Source organism: Candidatus Omnitrophota bacterium, assembly GCA_030695905.1.
GTDB lineage: Bacteria > Omnitrophota > Gorgyraeia > 2-01-FULL-45-10 > 2-01-FULL-45-10 > CAZHPY01.
The window spans coordinates 153826-176020 of record JAUYOL010000036.1 but is presented as its reverse complement, the minus strand read 5'-3'; the positions used below and the strand labels follow the sequence as shown (position 1 = coordinate 176020).

Below are 22195 nucleotides of genomic sequence, written 5' to 3'. Positions count from 1 at the left end.
GTTAAAAAAATGACAAGAATATTGCATCTTACGACAGACTCTAAAATAGCCGGTGCTGAGAAATTACTTATAGGCATAGCCGGGGAATATGATAGATCAAGATTTGAGTTGTTATTTTGCACGCTTAAAAAAAGAGGTGATTTACACGCTGAAATCGAGAAACTGAGCCAAAAGTGTTATTCGCTGGGATACGACAATATAATCTGTTTGCCCGCGGCTATTATAAAACTGGTGCAGATCATAAAACGAAATAAAATTGATATTTTGCATACCCATCTATTTCATGCAGGTATAGTAGGTTATCTCGCCGGCATCTTTTCTGGGAAGACAGCGGTTTTGATAACAAAGCACTACTCCAACATGCTCTATCTTTACGGTAACAGTTTTCAACGGTTCCTGGATAGATGGGTTTTAAAGAGGGCAAAACATATCATAGCTATCTCTTACGGCGTGAAAGATATCTTAGTCCGGTTAGACGGAATCGCCGATAAAAAAATATCGGTCATCCATAACGGTATTGATCTGAAACGATTTGATCCTTTAATGGACGCAGGGGCCAAGGTCAGACGCGAACTGAAGATAGATGATGATGTCAAGATAATCGGTACCGTCGGTATATTTCATCCGAGAAAAGGTCATGAGTATTTGATCCGTGCTGCCGATATCGTCTGCCGGAAAAGGCAGGATGTCAAATTTCTGCTTGTAGGCGACGGCATATTAGAGGAGAGACTGGTTGCCTTAAGAGACCTGCTTGACCTGAGAGAGAAGGTAATATTTACAGGGTACAGGAAGGACATCCCGGACCTGTTATCGATAATGGATATCGTGGTTCACCCCTCACTCGAAGAAGGTTTTGGGCTTAGTATTATCGAAGCGATGTTTTCCGGCAAGGCAGTTATAGCCACGAATGTAGGGGGGGTCCCGGAAATAATTGAAAATAGGCTTAACGGGTTACTTATTCCCGAAAAGGATCCCGAGGCAATAGCGGACGCGATAGACTATATCTTGAGTAATCCGGATAAAGCGGGAGAACTGGGAAGCAATGCGAGATCGCGGGTTTGCGAAAGATTCAGCCTTTCCGCTATGGTAAAAAAATATGAGTCGGTTTACGGGAAGATCAGAGGCAATATATGTGCGGCATAACGGGATTTGTTACGGCAGATAATGCGCTTAAGGATCCGGAAATGGCTTCCATCGGCATTTCGATGGCGAATTCTTTAAGTCATCGCGGCCCGGATTCCAGCGGCGTATGGACCGACGAAAACGCCGGCATCGCGCTGGCGCATCGCCGTCTTTCTATACTTGATCTTACTTCGGCCGGAGACCAGCCTATGACCTCCGTGTCCGGGCGTTATGTAATTGTATTCAACGGAGAGATCTATAATCACTTGGAGATGAGGCAAGAGCTGAACAACGATAAAGGCTGGCGCGGCCATTCGGATACGGAAACATTATTGGCCGGGTTTGAAAAATGGGGTATAGACCAGACGCTTAAAAGAACCGTTGGTATGTTCGCTATCGCGCTTTGGGATCGTAAGGAAAAAGTGCTTACGCTAGCGCGGGACCGCATCGGCGAAAAGCCGCTTTATTACGGGTTTCAGAAAGGCACGCTTATTTTTGGCTCCGAATTGAAGGCACTTAAACGCCATCCGGACTTTGTCGGAGAGATCGACAGGGACGTTATCTGTCTGTATTTGAGACATTGCTATATTCCTGCGCCTTACTCTATTTATAAAGGCATATTCAAGCTCCTGCCGGGCCATTATATAAGTTTTAAGGCCGCGCACGGGCCTGATACGCTGCGTTCGGCTAAACCTGAGGCCTACTGGAGATTGTCTGAGGTCGCGGCGAACGGTATCGCGAGACCGTTTGCGGGAAATGAAGCGGATGCCATATCCGAACTTGAGGAGCGGCTGAAACGCGCGATAAAGCTGCAGATGGTTGCGGATGTGCCTTTAGGTGTTTTTCTTTCAGGGGGGATAGATTCTTCAACGGTCGTTGCGTTGATGCAGGCCCAGTCAGGCCGTCCGGTCAAGACATTTTCTGTTGGGTTTAAAGAGATGGGTTACAACGAAGCCGAATACGCAAAAGCCGTTTCCGGGCACCTTGGCACGGATCATACCGAGCAATATGTGTCGCCTGCGGAAGCTATGCAGGTTATCCCCAAGCTGGGCAGCATGTATGACGAGCCGTTTGCGGATTCCTCACAAATACCTACTTTTCTGATCTCTCAAATGGCGCGCAAATATGTCAAGGTCTCATTGTCCGGCGATGCCGGAGACGAATTATTTTGCGGATATAACCGCTACGCATTGGCCGATATGTGGAAAAATGTTTCCAGGGTCCCGTTCGCGATCAGGAAGTCTGCCGGGCGTTTGATAAAGGCGATTGCGCCATCGACCTGGGATCGCGTTTTCAGGTATATCGGCAAATTTTTCACCTTACCATCCAATATGGGCGAGAAACTGGAAAAGCTTTCTACACGCCTGGAGAATGTCGATGGTGTCGGGTCTCTTTACTACAGCCTGGTATCTGAGATCGCCGACCCGGATCGCGTGGTTATCGATGCCAGGGAGCCCGGTACATGGCTTACCGAAACAGGGCTGAAAGAAACCTTCGCGGACTATAAGGTCCAGATGATGTATATGGATAGCATGACTTATTTGCCGGATGACATACTGGTCAAGGTCGACCGTGCGGCCATGTTCAACAGCCTTGAAACGAGGATCCCTTTTCTCGATCATAGGATCATCGACCTGGTATGGAGTCTGCCTCTATCCATGAAGATGCGTGATGGACAGACCAAATGGATGTTAAGGTGCCTGTTATATAAGTATATTCCTAAGTCGCTCATCGAGCGGCCCAAGATGGGTTTTGGTGTTCCTGTAGGTGACTGGATGCGCGGCAGGCTTAAAGATTGGGCTCAAAACTTGCTGGACGAATCCCGCTTGCAGCGGGAAGGGTTGTTTGACGCGCAATTTATTCGTACGCGATGGAAAGAGCACCTTTCCGGCAAACGAAATTGGCAGTATTTTCTATGGACCATCTTGATGTTTCAGGAGTGGTCTGAAAGAGCAGAAGCGACAGACTAAGGAGGCATTGACCGATGAATAAAGCCCGTACAAAACTATTATCAATCGCAACCGCGCTCATATTGATCATCTGCATCTTGAACATAAGCGTAGTCACCAAGCAGGGTGTTGACTGCCGGCTCCACGAAATAAAGCTACCATTATACCTTAAGATCCTGAATTTTGTAGACAGGCATTATAATTATAAGCATATAGTAAAAAGTATAACCGGTGACACAAAAGATGATAATGCCAAGGCAATTAAAATATTAAACTGGGTCTATACTAATGTGCGGAAAAGCCCGAAAGAGCTTCCTTCTATTGACGATCATCCGCTCCACGTATTAATCAGGGGTTATGGAGCGGGGGACCAGTTCGAGGATATCTTTACAATATTGTGTACATATGCGGGGATGGATGCTTTTTTTAAAATGTTTCTAAACAGTTCAAACCGCATTTACTACATATCGTTTGTAAAGATCCGCGGGAAATGGTGCCCTTTGTCGGCTTTTGATGGCGTTTATTTAACAAAAAACGGCTCTATCGCTTCTGTCAATGATATTTTGCTTGATAAAAAGCTTTTAGCGCCGTTTATATCGAATTTAGGTAATTTCGAAACGGATACTTTTTTGAGAGAGATTGATAATATAGATTTTAATGTATGGTCAGTCAGGGCAAAAGGTCAGAGCCCGGGGGGCAGGTTATTGTGCATTATAAGGAAATTTCTTTATCCTAATAGAGTGATATGAAAAATCGTAAGAATAGACGTATTATCGTGACCGGTGGAGCGGGCTTTTTAGGATCGCGTATCGTGGAAAAACTTCGTTTGCGGGGATATCGTAATATTTATGTCCCTTTGAGTAAAGACTATAATCTGGTCGAGATGTGTGCGATCAAAAAACTTTATACCGATGTTAAGCCGAAGATCGTGATGCATCTCGCCGCTAAAATAGGGGGAATTGGGGCTAATCTCCGGAATCCGGGGACATTCTTTTACGATAATCTGATTATGGGTGCGCAGCTTATGGAGGTCGGCCGGCAGGCAGGGATAGATAAGTTTGTCGCCATAGGCACTATCTGTTCCTATCCGAAACATGCTGTGGTTCCTTTTAAAGAAGAAGACCTATGGAATGGGTATCCTGAGGATACAAATGCTCCTTACGGATTGGCTAAGAAAATGTTACTGGTTCAATCCGTGGCATATCGTCAGCAATATGGATTCAATTCTATCTTTCTTATGCCTGTGAATTTATATGGACCCGGAGATAATTTTGACCCTGAATCATCTCATGTGATCCCAGCTTTGATCAGAAAGTGCCTTGATGCGATAAGAGAAGGAAGGAACGAGATCGTGGTTTGGGGGACAGGGAAACCGACCCGGGAGTTTCTATATGTCAATGACGCGGCGGAAGGAATAATCATGGCCATGGAAAAATATGACAAGCCGGATCCTGTAAATTTGGGCGCAGGTTTTGAGATATCCATAGAAAAACTGACTGGGATTGTCGCAAGGCTTACCGGTTTTAAGGGTAAGATAAGATGGGATAAAACCAAGCCGGATGGCCAGCCGCGAAGGCGATTAGATACTTCACGTGCTTATAAAGAATTTGGTTTTAAGGCAAAAACAAGATTTGAAGAAGGCCTTCTAGAGACAGTGAACTGGTATACGGTCGAATACGGTACGGCGGGAAAGCGCAGGAAGGCATGAAAAAACAACTAAAAGATTATTATTATAGTACCCTTTTCCGGTATTATTCGGTCTATGTCAGGCCGAATAATACCGTAGTAGAGGTAAACCCGGTATCGGACATGGCGATCAGATTTTTTAAGAACGTCCGTTTTTTATTTATAGGCAAAGATGCGCCCGCATCTTTAAGCAGGGAACATATATGTTCGATAGACCAGGCACGCAACAGCCCTCCGGATTATTTTCTTTTAAACAATATTCAGTATGAAGGTGACATACAAAAGCTTTTTTCGGAATTGCACGCAGCCTGTTCGCCCAGCACGCGCATATTGATAACATATTATAGCAGCATGTGGAAGCCGTTGATATGGCTGGCTACGATGCTGAAGTTGCGCGAAAAGACCTTTGAACAGAACTGGATTGCGCATGAAGACATGGCCAACTTCCTGCTGCTTACCGATTACGAGCCGGTATTAGTTAACACCAGAATAATCTGTCCTATGGGCATCCCTTTAGTCAGCGACCTTCTAAACCGATATTTTGCCGTCCTGCCGTTTTTTCGGTTGTTTTGCATCGCGAATATACTAATGGCACGGCCTCTGCTGAAACGGCACTCTAGCTCCTTATCGGTTTCGGTCATTGTGCCGGCAAGGAACGAAGCGGATAACATAGAAAGTGCCGTAAAAAGGATACCGCACATGGGGCCGGATGACGAGATTATCTTTGTGGAAGGACATTCTAAGGATGGTACATGGGACAGGATAATCGAAGCGCAGAAAAAATATTCAGCCGAAAGGAAGATAGCGGCCATAAAACAATCGGGCATAGGCAAGGCTGATGCGGTGCGTAAAGGATTGGAAGCAGCGTCAAAGGATGTGCTCATGATACTAGATGCGGATCTGTCGGTTGCGCCCGAGAGCCTCCGTTTATTTTATGACGCTATTGTTAAGGATAAGGGCGAGTTTGTGAATGGCAGCAGGCTAGTTTATCCGATGGATAAAAAGGCCATGCGTTTTTTAAACATAGTAGGAAACAAGTTTTTTGCGACGGCATTTTCCTATGTGCTGGGCCAAAGATTTAAAGATACCCTGTGCGGCACAAAAGTTCTTTTAAAGGAAAATTACCGCAAGATTGCCGAAACCAGGTCGTTTTTCGGCGAATTCGATCCTTTTGGCGATTTTGATCTTATATTCGGCGCGTCCCGCCTTGGTTTAAAGATCGTTGAGATACCGATTGTATACAAAGAGCGCTCATATGGTACAACAAATATACACAGATGGAGGCACGGGTTTCTTTTATTAAAAATGCTGCTTTATTCCGCCAGAAAGATAAAATTCGTTTGATGACTACGAAAGAAATAAAATGGCCAATGTCTGCTTAATCTATCCCAGGGATATAAATTTAAATTTTTTCCCTCTGGGGCTAGGGTACGTTGCTTCAAGCTTGATGAAGAACAATCATGACGTAATTTTCCTTGATATTACGGAGAAAGACCTTGGCCTTTTAAATAGGATTAGAGATCGTAAGCCAGATATCGTAGGCATAAGCGTAACTACGCCGCAGCTGAAACTGGCAAAAACCGTTATAGGGCTCATAAAAAACCTGATGCCTGGCGTTCCTATCGTAGCGGGTGGTATACATCCCTCTTATTTTAAAAGCAAGTTCATGGATGAGCTCGGAGTCGATTATATAATTTATGGGGAGGGAGAGGTTACAATGTGCGAACTGTGCGACTGTTTGAGGCACGGTTCCAGCGATCTTTCGAAAATACACGGCCTGATCTTCAGGGGCCGGGACGGCGGCATAACCGTCAACCCTCCGAGAAAACTAATAGAAGACTTGGATACACTCGCCTTCCCGGCCAGGGAGCTGGTAAACTACGAGACTTACCTGCAGCCGCCGGGTCTTATAAGAGGCGTCTGGACCAGAAGGTGTGCGAACATAACAACGAGCCGCGGGTGTCCCGGAAGATGCACGTATTGCGGCGTTAATTATCTATGGGGCAATACCTATCGGAGGAGAAGCGTCGATAACGTTTTGGAAGAGATCGATCTTATTGCATCAAAGTATAACGTAGACGGGCTCTATTTTATGGACGATACCTTTCTCATGGGTTCCAAGTGGGTTGAAGAATTTTCTGAGAAATTTATAACGAAAAAATACGATATTAAGTGGGCATGTTATAGCAGGGCTGATACTGTCAACGAACGCATGTTAAAAGCCATAAGACGGGCCGGTTGTGTTCAGGTGGAATACGGCATAGAAAGCTGCTCCGAAAGAGTGCTGAATAAAATTAAGAAAAGAACGAATTTCAAACAGGTCTCGGAATCTGTAAAGATGACCAGGGCTATCGGCATGAGAGCGCTGGGTTCATTCATATTCGGGTTTCCGGATGATTCTGCAGGGGATCTTAAGGAGACAATAAGCTCTTCTTCTAAAATGGATTTGGATTTTGTGACGTGTTATTTTGCTACACCATATCCGGGGTCGGAACTTTACGAACAGGCTGTTAAGGAGAACAGGATATTGGAGCGCGATATGTCCAATTGGTATGTCCGCAATAATAACATTTGGAAGGTCAGTTTGGATCAGAAAATCTTGTCTGACTACAGGAATACGTTTCTCAGGGCAAACAGGTATAAAAATATCCTGTTCTTTTTAAAAAACCCCGGCTTCCTCATAAAATTGGCCCTGTTCGTGATTAACAATTACAAAGCGCTGTTTAAATCGGTTGTACGGACAGTAAAAGGGAAATGTTTTGATGATTTTGGATATTATTTCTATACCTATCTATCGGCGGATCCAAATAGCAGGAATAGGCTATAGAAATACTTTTATCGTCATATCTTAACGGCAAAGGCGGATATTACATAATGCTGAAAGAGGATAGGCTGTTAAACGAAGTTAGACATGGAAAGTTTTTAGCAATGCGCGGGGCCGGATATATATGGAATTGGGACACGCCGGCCGGAAAAGAGCGTTGGAGCAGGCGCATAGGCATGCTTACGAAACACATAACTTCGTCAATGCATGTACTCGAAATAGGCTGCGGTACGGGGTACTTAACCAAGGAATTGGCAAAAACACGTGCCATGGTCACCGCAATCGACATATCTCCGGATCTTATAGATATAGCGAGATCGGCCGTTAATGAAATGAATGTCACATTCAAGATAGAAAACGCTCATTCCATTACTTTTCCAGAAAATACGTTCGACACGATTTTAGGCAGTTCCATCTTGCACCACCTGGATCCGAACGAGGCCATCAGGGAGCTGTACAGGGTGTTGAAGAAAGGCGGTTCGATATTTTTTACGGAGCCGAATATGATGAATCCCCAGGTCTTTATACAAAAAAACGTACCTCTTATAAAAAAGATGCTGGGAGATTCCGCACATGAAACAGCTTTTTTCAAATGGGACCTGAGAAAAAGATTGAGGACAGCGGGTTTTACTGATATAATCATTACTCCTTTTGATTTTCTGCACCCTCACATTCCCAAGTCTTTATTAGCATTTATTCGTCCCATATGCAACCTGGCTGAAAAAATTCCACTTGTATCGGAGATTTCAGGGTCGTTGTACATAAGAGCAAGGAAATAAATCAATATGAAGATAAAATGTCGGCTGAAGATGCTTCCCTCAGGCAGTTATATAAAAGCGGGCCCATCCGACCCGATAAAATTTTACAGATTACCGTTTATAGGCAGTCTTTACAGGAGAAGGATCGAGCTTTGTTTGTCCGAACTGACGGGCGGGAATAGGATTCTAGAGGTAGGGTTTGGTTCGGGCGTGACATTTTTAAATCTCAGCGAAAAATACGAAGAGATTCATGGGTTGGATTTAGATGCTGACATTGAGACAGTTTCCGGGGTATTCGAAAAATTAAAGATCAAAACGATCCTTAGGAACGGGAATGTCCTGAATATGCCTTATCAGGACGGCTATTTTGACAGTGTATTACTCATCTCAATACTTGAGCATCTGGGTCCGGACCAGCAAGAACAGGTGTTTAAAGAGATAGCGAGGGTAGTTAAAGACGGCGGGCAGGTCATATATGGCGCTCCGGTATACAGGCCGTTTATGAAATTTTTATTCTGGGTATTGGGTTATGATATCGGGAAGCTGCATCTTTCCACCGAAAAGCAGATTTTCGCAGCAGCGGAAAAGACGCTTAAAAAGGTTAAGATGGTAGAAATGAGGCCACCCTTGCTCAGCAGTTTATATGAGATAGGGCATTTTGTAAAATACAAAGTGTCCGGACCGTCAAATGATAGAGACTATGCTAAAAAATAATCCTATTTATAGTAAGGGTAAGGCACGCGGAGAGCTATTGGCGCTCTTCGGAATTATCTTTGTTGCGATAATCGTACGGGTCGGGTGCTTTTTATATTATCAGGCCAATTCGGAGATCCAGATATTTGAATATGAGCTTGTGGCGGAAAATATGATACTCGGGAAGGGCTTTATGTATGAAACCCTGAATACGGTCCAACGCGCAGGTGTCGCGCCTTTATATCCGGCGTTGTGCGCCCTGGCATATATTCTTTTCGGGCATCATCATGCCCTTACGATCATTCTTCAGATAGCTTTTAGTGCCGCAACCTGCGTCGTGCTATTCTTTCTGGCTAAAAGGTTTTGTGATTTGAAGTGTGCTTATCTTGCAACGACATTTGCGGCGCTGCACCCAGCTTCGATTGTATATTCTTCAACAAAGCTGCACCCGATCGCCTTCTACTCATTTCTTATTTGCAGTTCGGTTCTTCTGCTTGTTATATGCTCAGATGATTGCAAAATACGCTATAAAGTCTTACTGGGCCTGTGTACCGGTTTCTGTGTTCTGGAGAGGGCGATGTTCCTGCCATTCTTTATTCTTGCGTGGTTCTGGCTTTATTTCTTTTCCCGCAACAGGGAAGAGGCGAAAAAAATAATACTCATCAGTATAGTGTCGGTGGTCATCATAGTTTCGCCATGGGTCGTTCGCAATACGATCGTTTTTAAAAGGCCGGTCTTTATTCAATCGAACCAATGGTGGGGATTCTGGCTCGGGAATAACCCGCAAAGCTCAGGTACGGCCACTGTGGCTTTGGGAATGTCCGGGGTTGAAGCCAGTCCCGAGGCTTTTAGACAAAAGCTGCTCAGTCTTGATGAGGCAGGGCAGACAGACCTCTTCAGGGCAACGGCATTCGATTATATTCGACAGTATCCTTACCGGTTTATAGGCAGAACTGCGAAAAAATTTTATTACTTCTGGTGGTTTTCGCCTCAATCTGGATTGCGTTATCCGGCTTCTTATCTTAAGTGGTATAGGATGTATTATTCCATTATCCTTCCCGTGTCGATCATTGGTATTGTGCTGGCTATGGGTATCAGTAAATATCGGCCTATAGCGGTCCTGATGCTACTTCTTTTTTCGTCGTATTCGCTATTGCACAGTTTTTATTTTATTGATGGAAGACACCGTTGCAGCATAGAGCAGTTACTACTGGTATGTTTTTCGTTTGGCGTATTTCAGATCTTGTCAAGATTGCACATTTTGAGGCCAAAAAGCGTACAAGAGCATAAATTATGACACAACTATTATTCTTCTCAGCCGTATATTGGATTAACTTTACTATCCTGATTGCATTCAGGTGCATCGATCCATTTTCGGCAGCGTATTTTTATATTTTCCTTGTTTTCTTTGTATTTCCAATAGGCCATTCATGCTATAACCTATTGTTCGATAAAAGGTTACATATTGAAGAGACCTTCCTGTCTGTAGTCAAGATCTTACTGGCAATACCGGTAATCGCCATAGTCAATTTTATCTTTGGCATAAACTATGCAAGCAATGCTGCGCTGCTTCTTTTTTCATATGCTTACATTGCGCTGAGGCGGTCTTCGCCGGGTAAAATAGATATAAGTGGTTCAAAAGTAAGCTATGCTTTTGCGATCATCTTCTCAGGGCTCTTTACTATTATCTCCAAAAACAGCTTCAGGATCTACAGCTTCTTTTCGGACCATGTTATAATAGCTCCGTACCCTTCCGATTCGTCGCAATATTATGCCACTATTTCCAGCCTTGTCAGGCATGTCGGAAGTTTTATCCATGGTTATAAGATATCCCTGTACGGCGGGATAAACCTGTCCGCCCTTCCGTCACTATTGGAAATATTCGAAGGTATTTTTGTTAAATTCTCCGGAACGGATATCGTATTGTTCCACAGCGTGATCTTTCCCGTCTTCTTGATACTTATGTTGTTCTGTATCTCTCTTTTGCCCATTTTTAAAAGGGGAGTTCTCGCTAAAATCGAATTCACCGACCCCTGGAATACTATTTTTCTCGGTTTGATCATACTCGCGGTATTTTCCTATGCAAGGCAGCACAACTCGTTGTTAGGGAATAGTATTACCGCTCTGCATACATTTTTATCCTGGATATATCTTTTGACCGCCATGAAAATCTATTTTTCCGGCCAGACACTGTTAAAAAAAGATATTAACACCCGTTCATACATAACGCCGGTACTCCTCCTATGCCTTATCGGTTTCTCCCTGCATATCATCTCTGTAGGAATATTTTTATTATCTCTTCTCATCTGTCTCCTTTACTCCCGATTAGACCGAAGACGCAGGATATATTTCGTATCGATATGGGCATTTGCGGTCGCAGGCTCAATGGCCGTGCTGGCTACCGTATTCAAGGACTATGCGTTTGTTTTTGGAGAATTACGGATCTCAATACGCAGTTTTTACCCCAATGCGGTCGCTCTTCAGTCCTACATCAACGATCTGTCCTTCCTCAAGCTGATCTATAAGGCTGCCTCAACATTTATTCATTCCGACACTAATTTGGCAAGCATGGCAGGCGGTATTTACGCCTGTTCTTTCGTATCAAAGACAAAATCCAGGCCTTATTTTATGAATACCTTTTTGGGGATATGTGCAGCCCCTAGTATTTCCAGCAGGCCGGCCATAGCGGTGATGTGCATGCCCTACATGGTGCTTATCGCGATAGCAGGCAGCGCTTATGTTTCATTCTGTTTATTCGGATATTTTTCTATCATTCCCATTTATTATTTCTTTATATCAAAAAGCAGTTCCAAAGCTTATTTTGTGAGCGTCCTGACATGGATATACATGGCCCTGCTCCTGGTAAATTACTTTATTTCCCACAAGCCTGGCATTATAGCATTGTATATGCCTGTCGTGGCGCTTCTTGCGGTGGTCTTGATGGTGATCGACATTGTCCTATCGGGCGGGTATTTTCAATTTCAAAAAGTAAGCGCTTTATTAAAAAGTGCGACCATATCGTTCCTAACAATTATTGTGTTATGGTTCAACTATTCAATGTTTGCCGTGCCTTACGAGAAGCTTAATGTGGATAGAAAGCTCTATGACGTTATTGAGTATGTAAAGAAGGATACGCCATCCGGCTCTATGATATTGCACAACCTGGGAAGATCTCCGTATTACGCCTATTTTTCGGGGTTTGCGTATAGGGATGTAGTCATGGAAAGATATGCTTACGCGTTTGTATTTTTTAAAGATCATGACGAGAGATTTGACGATATTGTCACTTTTTATAAAAAGGACGCGCCTCCCGATTTAAGGCTGAAGATTATAGATAGATACTCCGCGACCCATATATTGTCATCGCCGGGTTGTCCGGTTGATCTACGGGGAAGGAATTTTAAGGCTGTATTTTCGAATGACGAATATACATTGTATGAGTACTTAAAATGAAGAAAATATTGCTGATATATCCGAAAATGGGTATGGCGGGGACGCTGGTTCAGCACATACCGTTAAGCCTGCTCTACGCTGCCATTGACTCGATAAAGGCGGGATTCGAGATCAATATCGTAGACGTGAGGCTGCATCCTAAAGGCTGGGAGGAAGCCATAGCTTCGAAGATCACTCCCGATACCATCCTTGCCGGTATCAGCGTTATGACCGGCGCCCCAATCAGAAGCGCCTTGGAGATAACCAGATGGATTAAAAGACGCTATCCGCGGATGAAGGTCGTCTGGGGAGGCCCGCACGCTACATTTAACGGCCGGGAGATAATGGGTGAAGAGGGTGTTGATTTCGCAATAAACGGTTATGGCTCCATGCCGTTGGCCTTGCTTGCCGGCAGCATTGCCAAGAACGGTTCGGCGGCCGAACTATCCGGTATCAAGGGGCTTGTATACAGAGACAATGACGCCGTTGTGGAGGTGCCGCCCGAAAACAACTTCGAGGCCTTTAGTTACAAAGAAATTCCATACGATTTGATAAGAAAAGATCTCGATCGTTACAGTCAGTTGGACAGTAAGGAGCGCATCTTCTCCATGTACAGCGTTATGGGCTGTCCGTATAAATGCGCCTTTTGTTCTTCGCCAGCGCAGTATAAAAATTTTAAGAAGAAATATGTTCCAATACCTTTAGATGAGATAGTCGGTCATATAGAGTACGTAAAGAATAAGTATGGCGCAACGTATATATATTTTATCGACGATGACTCATTCGTTGACCTCGATCACGTCGAAAACATCATAGATGAGATGAATAAAAGAGGTATTGTCATCCGCCTTGGATTCAGAGGCGCCAGGATAAATGAGATCAGCAAGATGAGCGACAAGTACCTAGATAAGTTGGCAGATGTCGGTACAAATATATTGCATATAGGGGCCGAATCGGGTTCCCAAAAGATCCTGGACCTTATTAATAAAAATTGCACTGTCCGAGATATAATAAACGTGAACAGGAAGATGGCAAGGCATCCCAAGATAAGAACGGCATACAATTGGATAATAGGTTTACCCGGAGAGACCCTTAATGATCTGCACGAGACCAGGAAGCTGATAATGAGGCTTATCGTGGATAACCCGAGCGCGCTCATATTTATGCCAAATAAATATCGGCCATTGCCGAGTACTGAACTATATGATCTTTCCCTGAAGTACGGATATGTTAAACCACAGAAGCTTGAAGGTTGGATTGAAATGGAATCAGAGGGAGATTATAGGCCGCCATGGTACACGAAAGAGTTGGCCGCTATGATCAATATGATGCAGATAGCATCGTTTTTTATAGACAAAAAAGTATACAAGGTAAACACGGGGGAAACGGCAAGATTTAAAATACTACGCCTTATTTCATTTTTTTACGGGCCCATAGCTAAGATTCGATTCGTGTTCGGTATAACAGCGATGCTGGTGGAATATAAACTATTTTACTGGTTTACTTCACGGTTTAGAGAATGAACCTTACATATTGTTGTAAAATATGCGGCGGAACTGATTTCATGGTCATTGTCAATAACATAAGGGACTGGGAGTACGGATTTGCCGGCTCTTACGATTACAGAAAATGCTCAAAATGTGCGTCTGTGCAAATTCATCCTTTTCCGTCAATTCAGGAATTGATGGAATCTTATGAAGTGGACTATCACGGTTTTGCCGTACCGGAACAAAAAGGCACTATCTATTCAATTTTTTACAAAATAAGCGAATGGGTTACGGCAAGAGAGATTAGGGGCATCGCAGATTATGGGTCGAGAGTGCTCGACGTGGGATGCGGTATCGGTTTATTGTTGAAAAAATTAAAGAGTATGGGTTTTTACAAGTTGGAAGGCATAGACTTTAGCGAAAAAGCGGTCAATGCTGTAAGTGAAGCAGGTATAGCCTGTCATAAAGGAGTTTTTACCGATCTTGAGAGAGAAAATCACGGCTATGATCTGATCTTTATGAATAATTATTTAGAGCATACACTGAATCCTTTAAATGAGCTGAAGAAAGCGAGGGCTCTTCTGAAAGATAAGGGAGCGCTGCTTGGCAAGGCGCCTAATTTTGATTCATTTGACAGGTTTCTGTTCGGCAGGTATTGGGGAGGGAATCATGTTCCGCGGCACACGTTTCAGTTTAATGCTTCGAATTTAAGGAGTCTGCTGAAAGAAGCCGGTTTTAAGACCATTAAAATTTTATATCCATTGGATACAAGTCATTTTGCATTGTCATTTCAAAATTTACTTCAGAGACATCGCACTGATTTAAAGAATAACACGAGTTTAGTCCATGGCCGAAATAAATACTATTCGCTATTTATGATGGGTCTCGTGCCGATCAATATGGTTTGCATGTTGCTAAAAAAAACCGGATTTGTACAATTTTATGCAATACCCTGAGTCGCTTAATCGTGGAGAAATAAAATGATGCCCCACGAATCGTTCGCTACTTTTAAAAAGGCGTGTGACAGCCCTATTGAGCGCAGGCGAATATTGTCAAGGATGAAGAGAAACAGGCTCAGACAGGGGCTGAAGATCGTAGTGAGAAATAGTTTTCTCCTTGATAGAGTGCTGAGAAATTATTTAATGAGCTTATGCGGCAAATTTCCTTTACGTTCACTTGAGATAGCAGTTGGTTATGAGTGTAACTTTTCATGCGAACAATGCTCATGCGCATTAAATAGGGATCGGGGAAGAAAAAGGCTCTCTTTGGAGCAATTTAAGGTAAGCATAGAGCAGGCTGTAGAGATGGGCGCCTTCCAGTTTAATTTAAATGGAGGCGAACCAATGTTGTATTTTGAGGAAGTAAGAGAGCTTTGTCAGTATATACGCGATAGGCGGTGCTATGTTCATATGGCAACGAATGGATTTTATTTTACACCGGAACGCATGAAGCTGATGAAAAACGCGGGTTTATCTTCGTTTGAAATGGGGCTCGACAGTTCAGTAGAATCTGTTCATGATGCCAACAGGGGGGTAGGATCATTTAAAAAAATAATGGAGAACACGAATGCCGCGAAGAAGCTCGGCCTCGTTGTTGCCTACAATACGGTGGGAAGCAGGGACAAGATATTGAGTGGAGATCTACTAAGGTTGGTTCGACTGAGTGAAGAGAAGGATGTCTTGTTAATGATTACCCCTCCTTGCGTAACTGGTCACTGGGCGGGGAAAATGGAAGTTTTATTGAATAAGGACGAGCAATGGTATATAAGGTGGGTATTAAGCACTCATGCTATGACAAGAATAGACAACTATAACGGCTTGAGAAGAATAAGCTGTCCCGCTGCCAGAGAAAAAATGGCCGTCAATCCTTATGGCGATGTTACCTCGTGCCCTCTCATACAGATCATATACGGCAATGTGTTATCAGATCGTCTCGTTGATATTCAAAAAAATATGCTTAAAGACCAATATTATTTAAAAGGCTTCAAGGATGGTTGCTTGCCAAGCCATAACCTTGAATTCATACGGGATCGTCTAATAAATTTTAGGGATTTAAAGATGAACAAGAAGCTTACCGAGAGTTAAACCTTACAGAAAGGAAAATAGCTGATATGGATAACATGCACGGGATATCGTACGTGGTTCCGGCTTATAACGAAGAGAACGGTATCGGCGAGACGACAGAGAGACTGCACAAAACTTTAAAGACGCTGGGTATATCGTATGAGATCATTGTCGTTAATGACGGCTCTCATGATAAGACCAGGGAAATCGCCGAGAGTTACAAAAACATCATCCTCGTCAATCATCCTATAAATGTCGGATACGGCAATTCATTGAAGTCCGGTATTCAACGCGCGCGCTATGACTGGATCGGGATCATCGACGCTGATGGAAGTTATCCGGTAGAGGAGATCCCGAATTTTGTTAAAGAGATGGATAGCGGATTTGACATGGTTATAGGGTCAAGAAAGAATACGGCCAAACTCGATAAACCCATCAAAAAGTTTTCCCGCTGGATATTCAAAAAGATCATCAAGATCGTCATAAAAGACGATATTGAGGATGCCAACAGCGGGTTCCGCATATTCAAGCGCGACCTTGCCATAAATTTTTTCCCGTTTTTATGCGGCACTTTTTCTTTTACGACAAGCCTGACCATTCTTGCAATGGGCAAGTCATACTTTATCAAGCATATTCCGATACAGTATAAATTTAGAAAAGGGAAGAGCAAGGTGATGCATGGCCGCGATTCTATTAGGACCATCAAATACATTGTCCAGGGAATAACCTTTTTTGACCCGATAAAGTTTTTCATAATCCTGTCGGCTTGCATGATCTTCGTTGTCTGTATCCCCGCCATGACCCTGGCCCTTTTCAGGATGCACACCCTCTCTTTATATTACATGATCTTTGGCGTAGTAGTTACGCTTTTACTGGCGATCGGCGTACTGGGAGATATCATCAGGATCTCTTCCAGCAGAAAAGAATGGTTAACGAGGTAGGCATATGAAAAAACACTTTAAATATTTTATTCAGGTTATCGCTTTTTTTCTCCCTGCTTTTCTGAAGATAGCGTTGTGGAGGTGCATGGGCTTTAAGATCGGCAAAAGAGTCAAGATAGGGGCTTTTAGTTTTATCATGGTAGATCAATTGAGTATCGGCGATGATGCCTGTATAGACCCTTTTACCATGATTGTCCTGCTAAAAGAGTTTAGGCTGGGCCAAAAGAGCAGGATCGCGGTTTTTACGAAAATTTACGGCAAAGGAACTTTTAAGTCTGAAAACAGGAATGTTGTTTCGGTGCAATGCCTTATTGAATGTTTCCCGAATTGCTCCATCACTATGAAGGATTATTCCTGTTTTGGCCCGAGAAATACTATCTATACGCACGGAGAATACCTACCGAGGGTCCAGGGATACCCCGCAAAGAAGGGCGATGTAATTATAGGAGAATGCTCCTGGACAGGTATGTCTACCGTGATATTGCCGTGTACCACGATAGGGCCGCATACGGTAATAACTCCGGGGGCGGTCTTGAGCGGTAATGTACCGGGAAACAGTTTTATCAGGGCTTCGGCCTATAAGTATGATTCAATGCCGATAGAAGAGAAGATCACAAAGCGGCTTTTGCAGGATATACTGCGCTACATAAACAACATCCTGGCCGTAATTACCGGAGGGGGGGATACCGCTTCCGGCGCTATGATGGACCGTGTCCTATCAGAGCCCGAATTGCTTTTTCAGGACCTGTCATTAAGCGCTCCCGGAAAGTATAGAGGGAAGGATATAGTGATCTACCGCGGGCAGGCCTTGTCGGCAATAACCAGAAATACGATTGTGGCGGGCTTTGGACTGCCGGCAGAGATCAGGAAAATGAAGAAAGTTTCATGGATGGATTTTAAAGACTATTTGGCCGGCCCGGAATCGGATAAGGTCCTGTTATTTTTAGTAAATCAGCTTTACTCAAAATTTATTTTGCGCTTTTTGTTCGTTAAGGACTAGGGCCGTTTAAAAGAAACGGTGGATATAATCATGAGCTCGATACCCAGGATTAGACCGACACTTCCTTTAAAGGATATTATTTCGTTCCTGGCAAATTTACTTGTATTTAAGCCGCGGCCTGAACAGCAAGGATCGGTCTCTGAATTTGAAAGCCGGTTCGGCCTGCGATACAATCTTCCTCCCGGAGTGTGTTTTTCAAAAGCTCGCGTGGCCTTCTACTTTTTGCTGAAGAACATGGGGCTTAAAGCCGGAGGAGAAGTTATTATATCGGCTATACATGTAGCGGATTTTGTCAATATGATACGTTTGGCGGGTTTTAATCCGGTGGTAGTAGACCTCCTGCCAAATGCCTATACAATCGATTGTGACGACCTTGAAAGAAAGGTTAATAGTAATACCGCGCTCATATTGATCACTCATTTGTGTGGATACGCAACGGATATGGATAAGGTCATGGAAATATCAAAACGGCGCGGCGTCCCTTTTATAGAGGATTGCTCTCAGGCGTTAAGCTCTCAATATAGTGGCCGCCCACTCGGAGTTTTTGGCCAGGCGGCTATCTTCAGCCTGAGCCTGTTGAAGCCTGTCTGCACCCTGTCAGGGGGGATGGTATTGTCGAAAGATACCGCGCTGTTGAACAGGCTGAAGGAGGAGAGTCTAAGGCTGCAACGGGCCAAAAAATTACCGCTTATACTGGAAGCGATAAAAAATATTATTATCAAGGCAGCCGTGAATCCGGCCCTGTTTCAGCGCATTGTTTTTCCTCTTATGCGCATGGCCATGCCTTTCGGAGATTATTTCTCCCTGTACCAGAAAACGAATAAGACCGTCATGTTGAGGGAATCGATGCCGGAAGACTTTCTCGTAAAATTTACATGGCAGCAGGCGGTAATGGGGTTAAGCCAGTTAACAACGCTGGAAGGCAGAGAGAAGGAACGTATAAGGCACGGTATTTATTTATACCGCAGTTTAAGATCTCATTCGAATGTTTTGCTTCCGCCCGTAACGGAGCATGCCTTAAATTCATTTTGGCTGTTTCCGCTGCTTGTTAAGGATACGGATAAATTAAAACGTTTTCTTGCCGGATACGGCATAGACAGCTCTAAAATTCTCTTAAGCCTTTTATGCGCCGAGAAGGCGTTCAGCCAATATAGTTTTGAATGTATGTCGGCGGCCCATGTTAAGGAGCAGACGCTTTTTGTCCCCATCTATTATGGTATGAGTGAGGGCCAGCTGGACTATATTGTCGGGGCAATTGAGAAGTATAATGGTTAAAATGAATTTTAAAAGAATATTTCCCGTACCGGTAAACATGAGCCTGGCGAGGGCCTTCATAACATTTGTCTACAGTATTGTCTTGACTAGGGTACTGAATCGTCCTTCGAAAAGGGGCCCGCTTTTCGTGACATGGCTTGTTACTTATGACTGTAACATGTATTGTAAATTTTGCTCGACTCACGGTTTGAAAAAACGGTTTCCGGAACAGGTCGGCGCTGAGCGCGCCAAAGAGATAGCGCGCCAAATAATCGACGCCAAAACATATTCTGTGGGGTTTACCGGGGGAGAGGTGTTGTTATGGCCGCATCTTTTTGATGTGATCAAGATCCTCAAAGAGCGCAATGTCATAGTGTATATTGTCACGAACGGGCTTTTGCTAAGAGAAAAGTCGGACGAGATCATAAAAAACAAGGTGGATTATATAGTTGTCAGTATCGACAGCGACAAACCCGATGAGCATGATAGCATCAGGAATTCGCCGGGTTTATATGAGAAACTGGAGAACGCGATAAAATATATAAAGTCAAAACGTAAAGGCAGGCGGCCGCTGATCAAGTCCACCACAGTTGTCCATAAAGGTAATATCCATAGGTTGGGCAGTATAGACGCGAGGCTGAAGTCGCTCGCGGATGTCACGAGTTTCCAGCCTATAGTCGGCGGCTATATATATGGGCCGCATAATAAAGAGGCGGAGGCAATGGAGCAATTTATGTTCAGGCCGGATGAACAAAAAAATGTAGAAAATATTTTTGATAGATTAACCGGCAAGAACAGCGAATTCAATAATGATTATTTCAGGCTTATACCGCGTTATTGGTTCAATAAGGAACAACTCGCCAGGGAGGTAAGGTGCTGGTCGCCGTTTTTACGGCTTCAGATATTGCCCAATGGCGACGTGTTTCATTGTACCGCAAATATTAATTATCCAAGCATGGGGAATATCAATAATTTATCAATACGGCAACTATGGAACAGCCCAGAAATGATCCGTCAGCGCGAAGAGATCCGCTTGCATAAAAATAATTGTATCTGTTGGGCGCAGGATACGTCTTTTAATATTTTACTGAACAGGGTGCCATGCTTCAAGATGATGCCCAGCCTGGATTTGAAATGAACAATAATACCTCTATATACAAACCTTTTGTGTTGGCCTATTTGCTGGCTGCCCTTATTATCCTTGCAATCTTATTTTTATCTTACAACCTTACGGCGGCAGCTTCTATGGCGTTATTATCACTGGTAGTATTTGCCGTTTTGGTAATAATATTAGGATTACTTCAACCGGGAAACAGGGCCCTGCCGTTAATTGCGGCTCTTGTAGCAGCGGTATCAATCATGTTCATTTCGATTTATACCAAATGCCAGGCTTACGATACATATAAATTCCTGATCATGATGTTTTTTTATTTCATGTTAGGTTATTTTCCGGCACTCCGTCTGTCCGGTGATCATTCGGGCAGCATCGTTACTATATTGGTTTCTATAATTACAGGCAGTCTTATTTTCAACGTACTGGCCGTTGCAACAGTAATATTGCTTGGCGTGACAAAAGGGGCTTTTACCGCGTTGCTGATATCGGTATTGTTTATCACGTGCTGTTATGTGTTATATAGAAGAAAAGGCGCTGATTTATGGCGGGCTGTCTGCGAGAGGCCGTCATCAGAAGAGCTGCAGGTAATCTCAGTGATACTTCTGTTGATTATCAATAACGCACTTTTCCTGAATGCCGAATATCCTCACGGCCAGCCGGACGCTTATTTTGATTTTGCCAGATTATTGTTGGCTAATGATTTCATATCTTTCGATAATCTTCCGGGCCACTCATCCGGCGGCGCGCATATCGTGTCGCTCATAGTGCCGCCCGCATGGGCCCGCCTTATTGATATAGACCTCGGGGCCTCGGTATATTTAGAGTTGCTGATAGGGCATGCGGGGTTGTATATATGCACGTATATATTTTCAAAGATGCTATTCAAAAAACATTCATACGCGCTGGGCTCTTTGATATTTGTTGCACTGCTCGGGGAGCTCTTTACTTATTTTAATGGCCTAAAACACCTTGTTATCAGCCATGGCCACATCAGGGATTTTTTCCCGCTGGATTTTAAATCATGGGCTATATTTACGATGCATTTAAGATCAAGGCTGTCTCCGCTTTATGTGCCTTGGGGGCTCACCACTTATATTGATAGCGTAAAGGGTTATGCGGCGCTTTTACTCAGCATGATCATAGTATTTACAAGGTTTAAGGATTTGCCGTTACTGATATTGGCATCATTGCTGATGATAGCGGCCGTGGGTAACGGAGAAGAATATCTGCTTTTTACATATACAGTGTTTCTGTTTTTCTACTTACTTATAGACCGGCAGAAATTGAAAATCAGAAATATAGTTATCGGCACTTCGATCGGCTTGCTTCTGGGACTGCCTATATACTTTTATTTATCTATGAGCAAGGGTGCGCTGAACCTGGTTTCTAACGGGACCGTCTATTTCAGAAGTTTAAACGATATAGGGCTGTGGCTGTACCCGGTGCGTAAAATATCGATGGATCTTACCGGATTCGGGTATCTCGTTTTGGAGTTCGCCGTGCCTGCCACGATATTTATGTTGCTGGCAGGTAAAAAATCTACATTTTGGAAAGACATGAATAGCAATGCCGAAATAAGCAAATTTTTATTCAGTTTCTTTATTGCCGCTTTAGTGATGGCATCCGCTACTCTATTTGTCGGCTCAACACGGACCACATACTGGAACCTCAATCGTTTTCTGAATCCGTTTGTTTTCTGGCTATATTTAGTCGGCGGTGCCGGATTTGTCTATCTGGTATCCAAAAGGTTTAAGGCGCATTTCGTGATCATAACGGTATTGATACTGTTGGCAATCTTTCCGACGATTCGCGTCGCATATTCATATTTCATTTCAAGCCATGAGAGGATAATCAGCGGCATAAAGTAATATA

18 protein-coding genes are annotated in these 22195 nt (G+C 43.7%); all 18 read left to right on the top strand.

What is annotated here, in order from left to right; all coding sequences use genetic code 11:
* The first annotated feature begins 9 nt into the window (after nucleotides 1–9).
* Genes Q8R38_06180 through Q8R38_06095 form a run of 18 tightly spaced genes read left to right on the top strand, consistent with a single transcriptional unit; the run spans nucleotide 10 to nucleotide 22191 of the window.
* Nucleotides 10–1143, top strand: a complete 1134-nt coding sequence (locus tag Q8R38_06180; protein ID MDP3791611.1) for a glycosyltransferase — start codon at nucleotides 10–12, stop codon at nucleotides 1141–1143.
* Nucleotides 1131–3092, top strand: a complete 1962-nt coding sequence (asnB, locus tag Q8R38_06175; protein MDP3791610.1) for an asparagine synthase (glutamine-hydrolyzing) — start codon at nucleotides 1131–1133, stop codon at nucleotides 3090–3092. The genes Q8R38_06180 and asnB overlap by 13 nt, the downstream gene beginning before the upstream one ends.
* 14 nt (nucleotides 3093–3106) lie before the next feature.
* The gene (locus Q8R38_06170) at nucleotides 3107–3820 is read left to right on the top strand and encodes a hypothetical protein (GenBank protein ID MDP3791609.1); all 714 of its coding nucleotides are present in this window, start codon (nucleotides 3107–3109) and stop codon (nucleotides 3818–3820) included.
* Complete coding sequence (locus tag Q8R38_06165) at nucleotides 3817–4779, top strand: GDP-L-fucose synthase (protein MDP3791608.1); 963 nt, start codon at nucleotides 3817–3819, stop codon at nucleotides 4777–4779. Before Q8R38_06170 ends, Q8R38_06165 begins: the two co-directional genes overlap by 4 nt.
* Entirely contained in the window at nucleotides 4776–6101 is a 1326-nt protein-coding gene (locus Q8R38_06160; protein MDP3791607.1) for a glycosyltransferase family 2 protein, read from the top strand. Before Q8R38_06165 ends, Q8R38_06160 begins: the two co-directional genes overlap by 4 nt.
* A 19-nt stretch (nucleotides 6102–6120) precedes the next feature.
* Nucleotides 6121–7584 carry a radical SAM protein gene (locus Q8R38_06155; protein MDP3791606.1) on the top strand — a complete coding sequence of 488 codons (1464 nt, stop codon included), beginning with the start codon at nucleotides 6121–6123 and terminating at the stop codon, nucleotides 7582–7584.
* Between the two features lie 47 nt (nucleotides 7585–7631).
* Nucleotides 7632–8360 carry a class I SAM-dependent methyltransferase gene (locus Q8R38_06150; protein ID MDP3791605.1) on the top strand — a complete coding sequence of 243 codons (729 nt, stop codon included), beginning with the start codon at nucleotides 7632–7634 and terminating at the stop codon, nucleotides 8358–8360.
* 6 nt (nucleotides 8361–8366) lie between these two features.
* Nucleotides 8367–9053: a class I SAM-dependent methyltransferase gene (locus Q8R38_06145; GenBank protein ID MDP3791604.1), complete on the top strand. Its 687-nt coding sequence runs from the start codon at nucleotides 8367–8369 to the stop codon at nucleotides 9051–9053.
* The gene (locus tag Q8R38_06140) at nucleotides 9028–10329 is read left to right on the top strand and encodes a glycosyltransferase family 39 protein (protein MDP3791603.1); all 1302 of its coding nucleotides are present in this window, start codon (nucleotides 9028–9030) and stop codon (nucleotides 10327–10329) included. The genes Q8R38_06145 and Q8R38_06140 overlap by 26 nt, the downstream gene beginning before the upstream one ends.
* A complete protein-coding gene (locus Q8R38_06135) occupies nucleotides 10326–12485 on the top strand; it encodes a hypothetical protein (GenBank protein MDP3791602.1) in 2160 nt (719 codons plus the stop codon). The genes Q8R38_06140 and Q8R38_06135 overlap by 4 nt, the downstream gene beginning before the upstream one ends.
* A complete protein-coding gene (locus Q8R38_06130) occupies nucleotides 12482–13987 on the top strand; it encodes a radical SAM protein (GenBank protein ID MDP3791601.1) in 1506 nt (501 codons plus the stop codon). Before Q8R38_06135 ends, Q8R38_06130 begins: the two co-directional genes overlap by 4 nt.
* The gene (locus tag Q8R38_06125) at nucleotides 13984–14907 is read left to right on the top strand and encodes a class I SAM-dependent methyltransferase (GenBank protein ID MDP3791600.1); all 924 of its coding nucleotides are present in this window, start codon (nucleotides 13984–13986) and stop codon (nucleotides 14905–14907) included. Before Q8R38_06130 ends, Q8R38_06125 begins: the two co-directional genes overlap by 4 nt.
* A gap of 24 nt (nucleotides 14908–14931) precedes the next feature.
* Complete coding sequence (locus Q8R38_06120) at nucleotides 14932–16035, top strand: radical SAM protein (GenBank protein MDP3791599.1); 1104 nt, start codon at nucleotides 14932–14934, stop codon at nucleotides 16033–16035.
* Nucleotides 16036–16061: 26 nt separating this feature from the next.
* On the top strand, nucleotides 16062–16955 hold the full coding sequence (locus Q8R38_06115; protein ID MDP3791598.1) for a glycosyltransferase family 2 protein: 894 nt from the start codon (nucleotides 16062–16064) through the stop codon (nucleotides 16953–16955).
* Nucleotides 16956–16959: 4 nt separating this feature from the next.
* Nucleotides 16960–17955 carry a hypothetical protein gene (locus tag Q8R38_06110; GenBank protein ID MDP3791597.1) on the top strand — a complete coding sequence of 332 codons (996 nt, stop codon included), beginning with the start codon at nucleotides 16960–16962 and terminating at the stop codon, nucleotides 17953–17955.
* Between the two features lie 30 nt (nucleotides 17956–17985).
* A complete protein-coding gene (locus Q8R38_06105; protein ID MDP3791596.1) occupies nucleotides 17986–19230 on the top strand; it encodes a DegT/DnrJ/EryC1/StrS aminotransferase family protein in 1245 nt (414 codons plus the stop codon).
* Nucleotide 19231: 1 nt separating this feature from the next.
* A complete protein-coding gene (locus Q8R38_06100; GenBank protein ID MDP3791595.1) occupies nucleotides 19232–20347 on the top strand; it encodes a radical SAM protein in 1116 nt (371 codons plus the stop codon).
* Nucleotides 20344–22191 (top strand): hypothetical protein, encoded by a 1848-nt coding sequence (locus Q8R38_06095; GenBank protein MDP3791594.1) that lies wholly within the window; start codon nucleotides 20344–20346, stop codon nucleotides 22189–22191. Before Q8R38_06100 ends, Q8R38_06095 begins: the two co-directional genes overlap by 4 nt.
* The last annotated feature ends 4 nt before the right edge of the window (nucleotides 22192–22195 follow it).

Bases quoted from the DNA above. Each gene is read 5' to 3' on its own strand.
- Q8R38_06170 (MDP3791609.1), top strand. From the start codon at position 3,107: ATGAATAAAGCCCGTACAAAACTATTATCAATCGCAACCGCGCTCATA.
- Q8R38_06160 (MDP3791607.1), top strand. From the start codon at position 4,776: ATGAAAAAACAACTAAAAGATTATTATTATAGTACCCTTTTCCGGTAT.
- Q8R38_06115 (MDP3791598.1), top strand. From the start codon at position 16,062: ATGGATAACATGCACGGGATATCGTACGTGGTTCCGGCTTATAACGAA.
- Q8R38_06110 (MDP3791597.1), top strand. From the start codon at position 16,960: ATGAAAAAACACTTTAAATATTTTATTCAGGTTATCGCTTTTTTTCTC.
- Q8R38_06155 (MDP3791606.1), top strand. From the start codon at position 6,121: ATGGCCAATGTCTGCTTAATCTATCCCAGGGATATAAATTTAAATTTT.
- Q8R38_06125 (MDP3791600.1), top strand. From the start codon at position 13,984: ATGAACCTTACATATTGTTGTAAAATATGCGGCGGAACTGATTTCATG.
- Q8R38_06120 (MDP3791599.1), top strand. From the start codon at position 14,932: ATGATGCCCCACGAATCGTTCGCTACTTTTAAAAAGGCGTGTGACAGC.
- Q8R38_06100 (MDP3791595.1), top strand. From the start codon at position 19,232: ATGAATTTTAAAAGAATATTTCCCGTACCGGTAAACATGAGCCTGGCG.
- Q8R38_06145 (MDP3791604.1), top strand. From the start codon at position 8,367: ATGAAGATAAAATGTCGGCTGAAGATGCTTCCCTCAGGCAGTTATATA.
- Q8R38_06140 (MDP3791603.1), top strand. From the start codon at position 9,028: ATGATAGAGACTATGCTAAAAAATAATCCTATTTATAGTAAGGGTAAG.
- Q8R38_06150 (MDP3791605.1), top strand. From the start codon at position 7,632: ATGCTGAAAGAGGATAGGCTGTTAAACGAAGTTAGACATGGAAAGTTT.
- Q8R38_06105 (MDP3791596.1), top strand. From the start codon at position 17,986: ATGAGCTCGATACCCAGGATTAGACCGACACTTCCTTTAAAGGATATT.
- Q8R38_06095 (MDP3791594.1), top strand. From the start codon at position 20,344: ATGAACAATAATACCTCTATATACAAACCTTTTGTGTTGGCCTATTTG.
- Q8R38_06180 (MDP3791611.1), top strand. From the start codon at position 10: ATGACAAGAATATTGCATCTTACGACAGACTCTAAAATAGCCGGTGCT.
- Q8R38_06165 (MDP3791608.1), top strand. From the start codon at position 3,817: ATGAAAAATCGTAAGAATAGACGTATTATCGTGACCGGTGGAGCGGGC.
- asnB (MDP3791610.1), top strand. From the start codon at position 1,131: ATGTGCGGCATAACGGGATTTGTTACGGCAGATAATGCGCTTAAGGAT.
- Q8R38_06135 (MDP3791602.1), top strand. From the start codon at position 10,326: ATGACACAACTATTATTCTTCTCAGCCGTATATTGGATTAACTTTACT.
- Q8R38_06130 (MDP3791601.1), top strand. From the start codon at position 12,482: ATGAAGAAAATATTGCTGATATATCCGAAAATGGGTATGGCGGGGACG.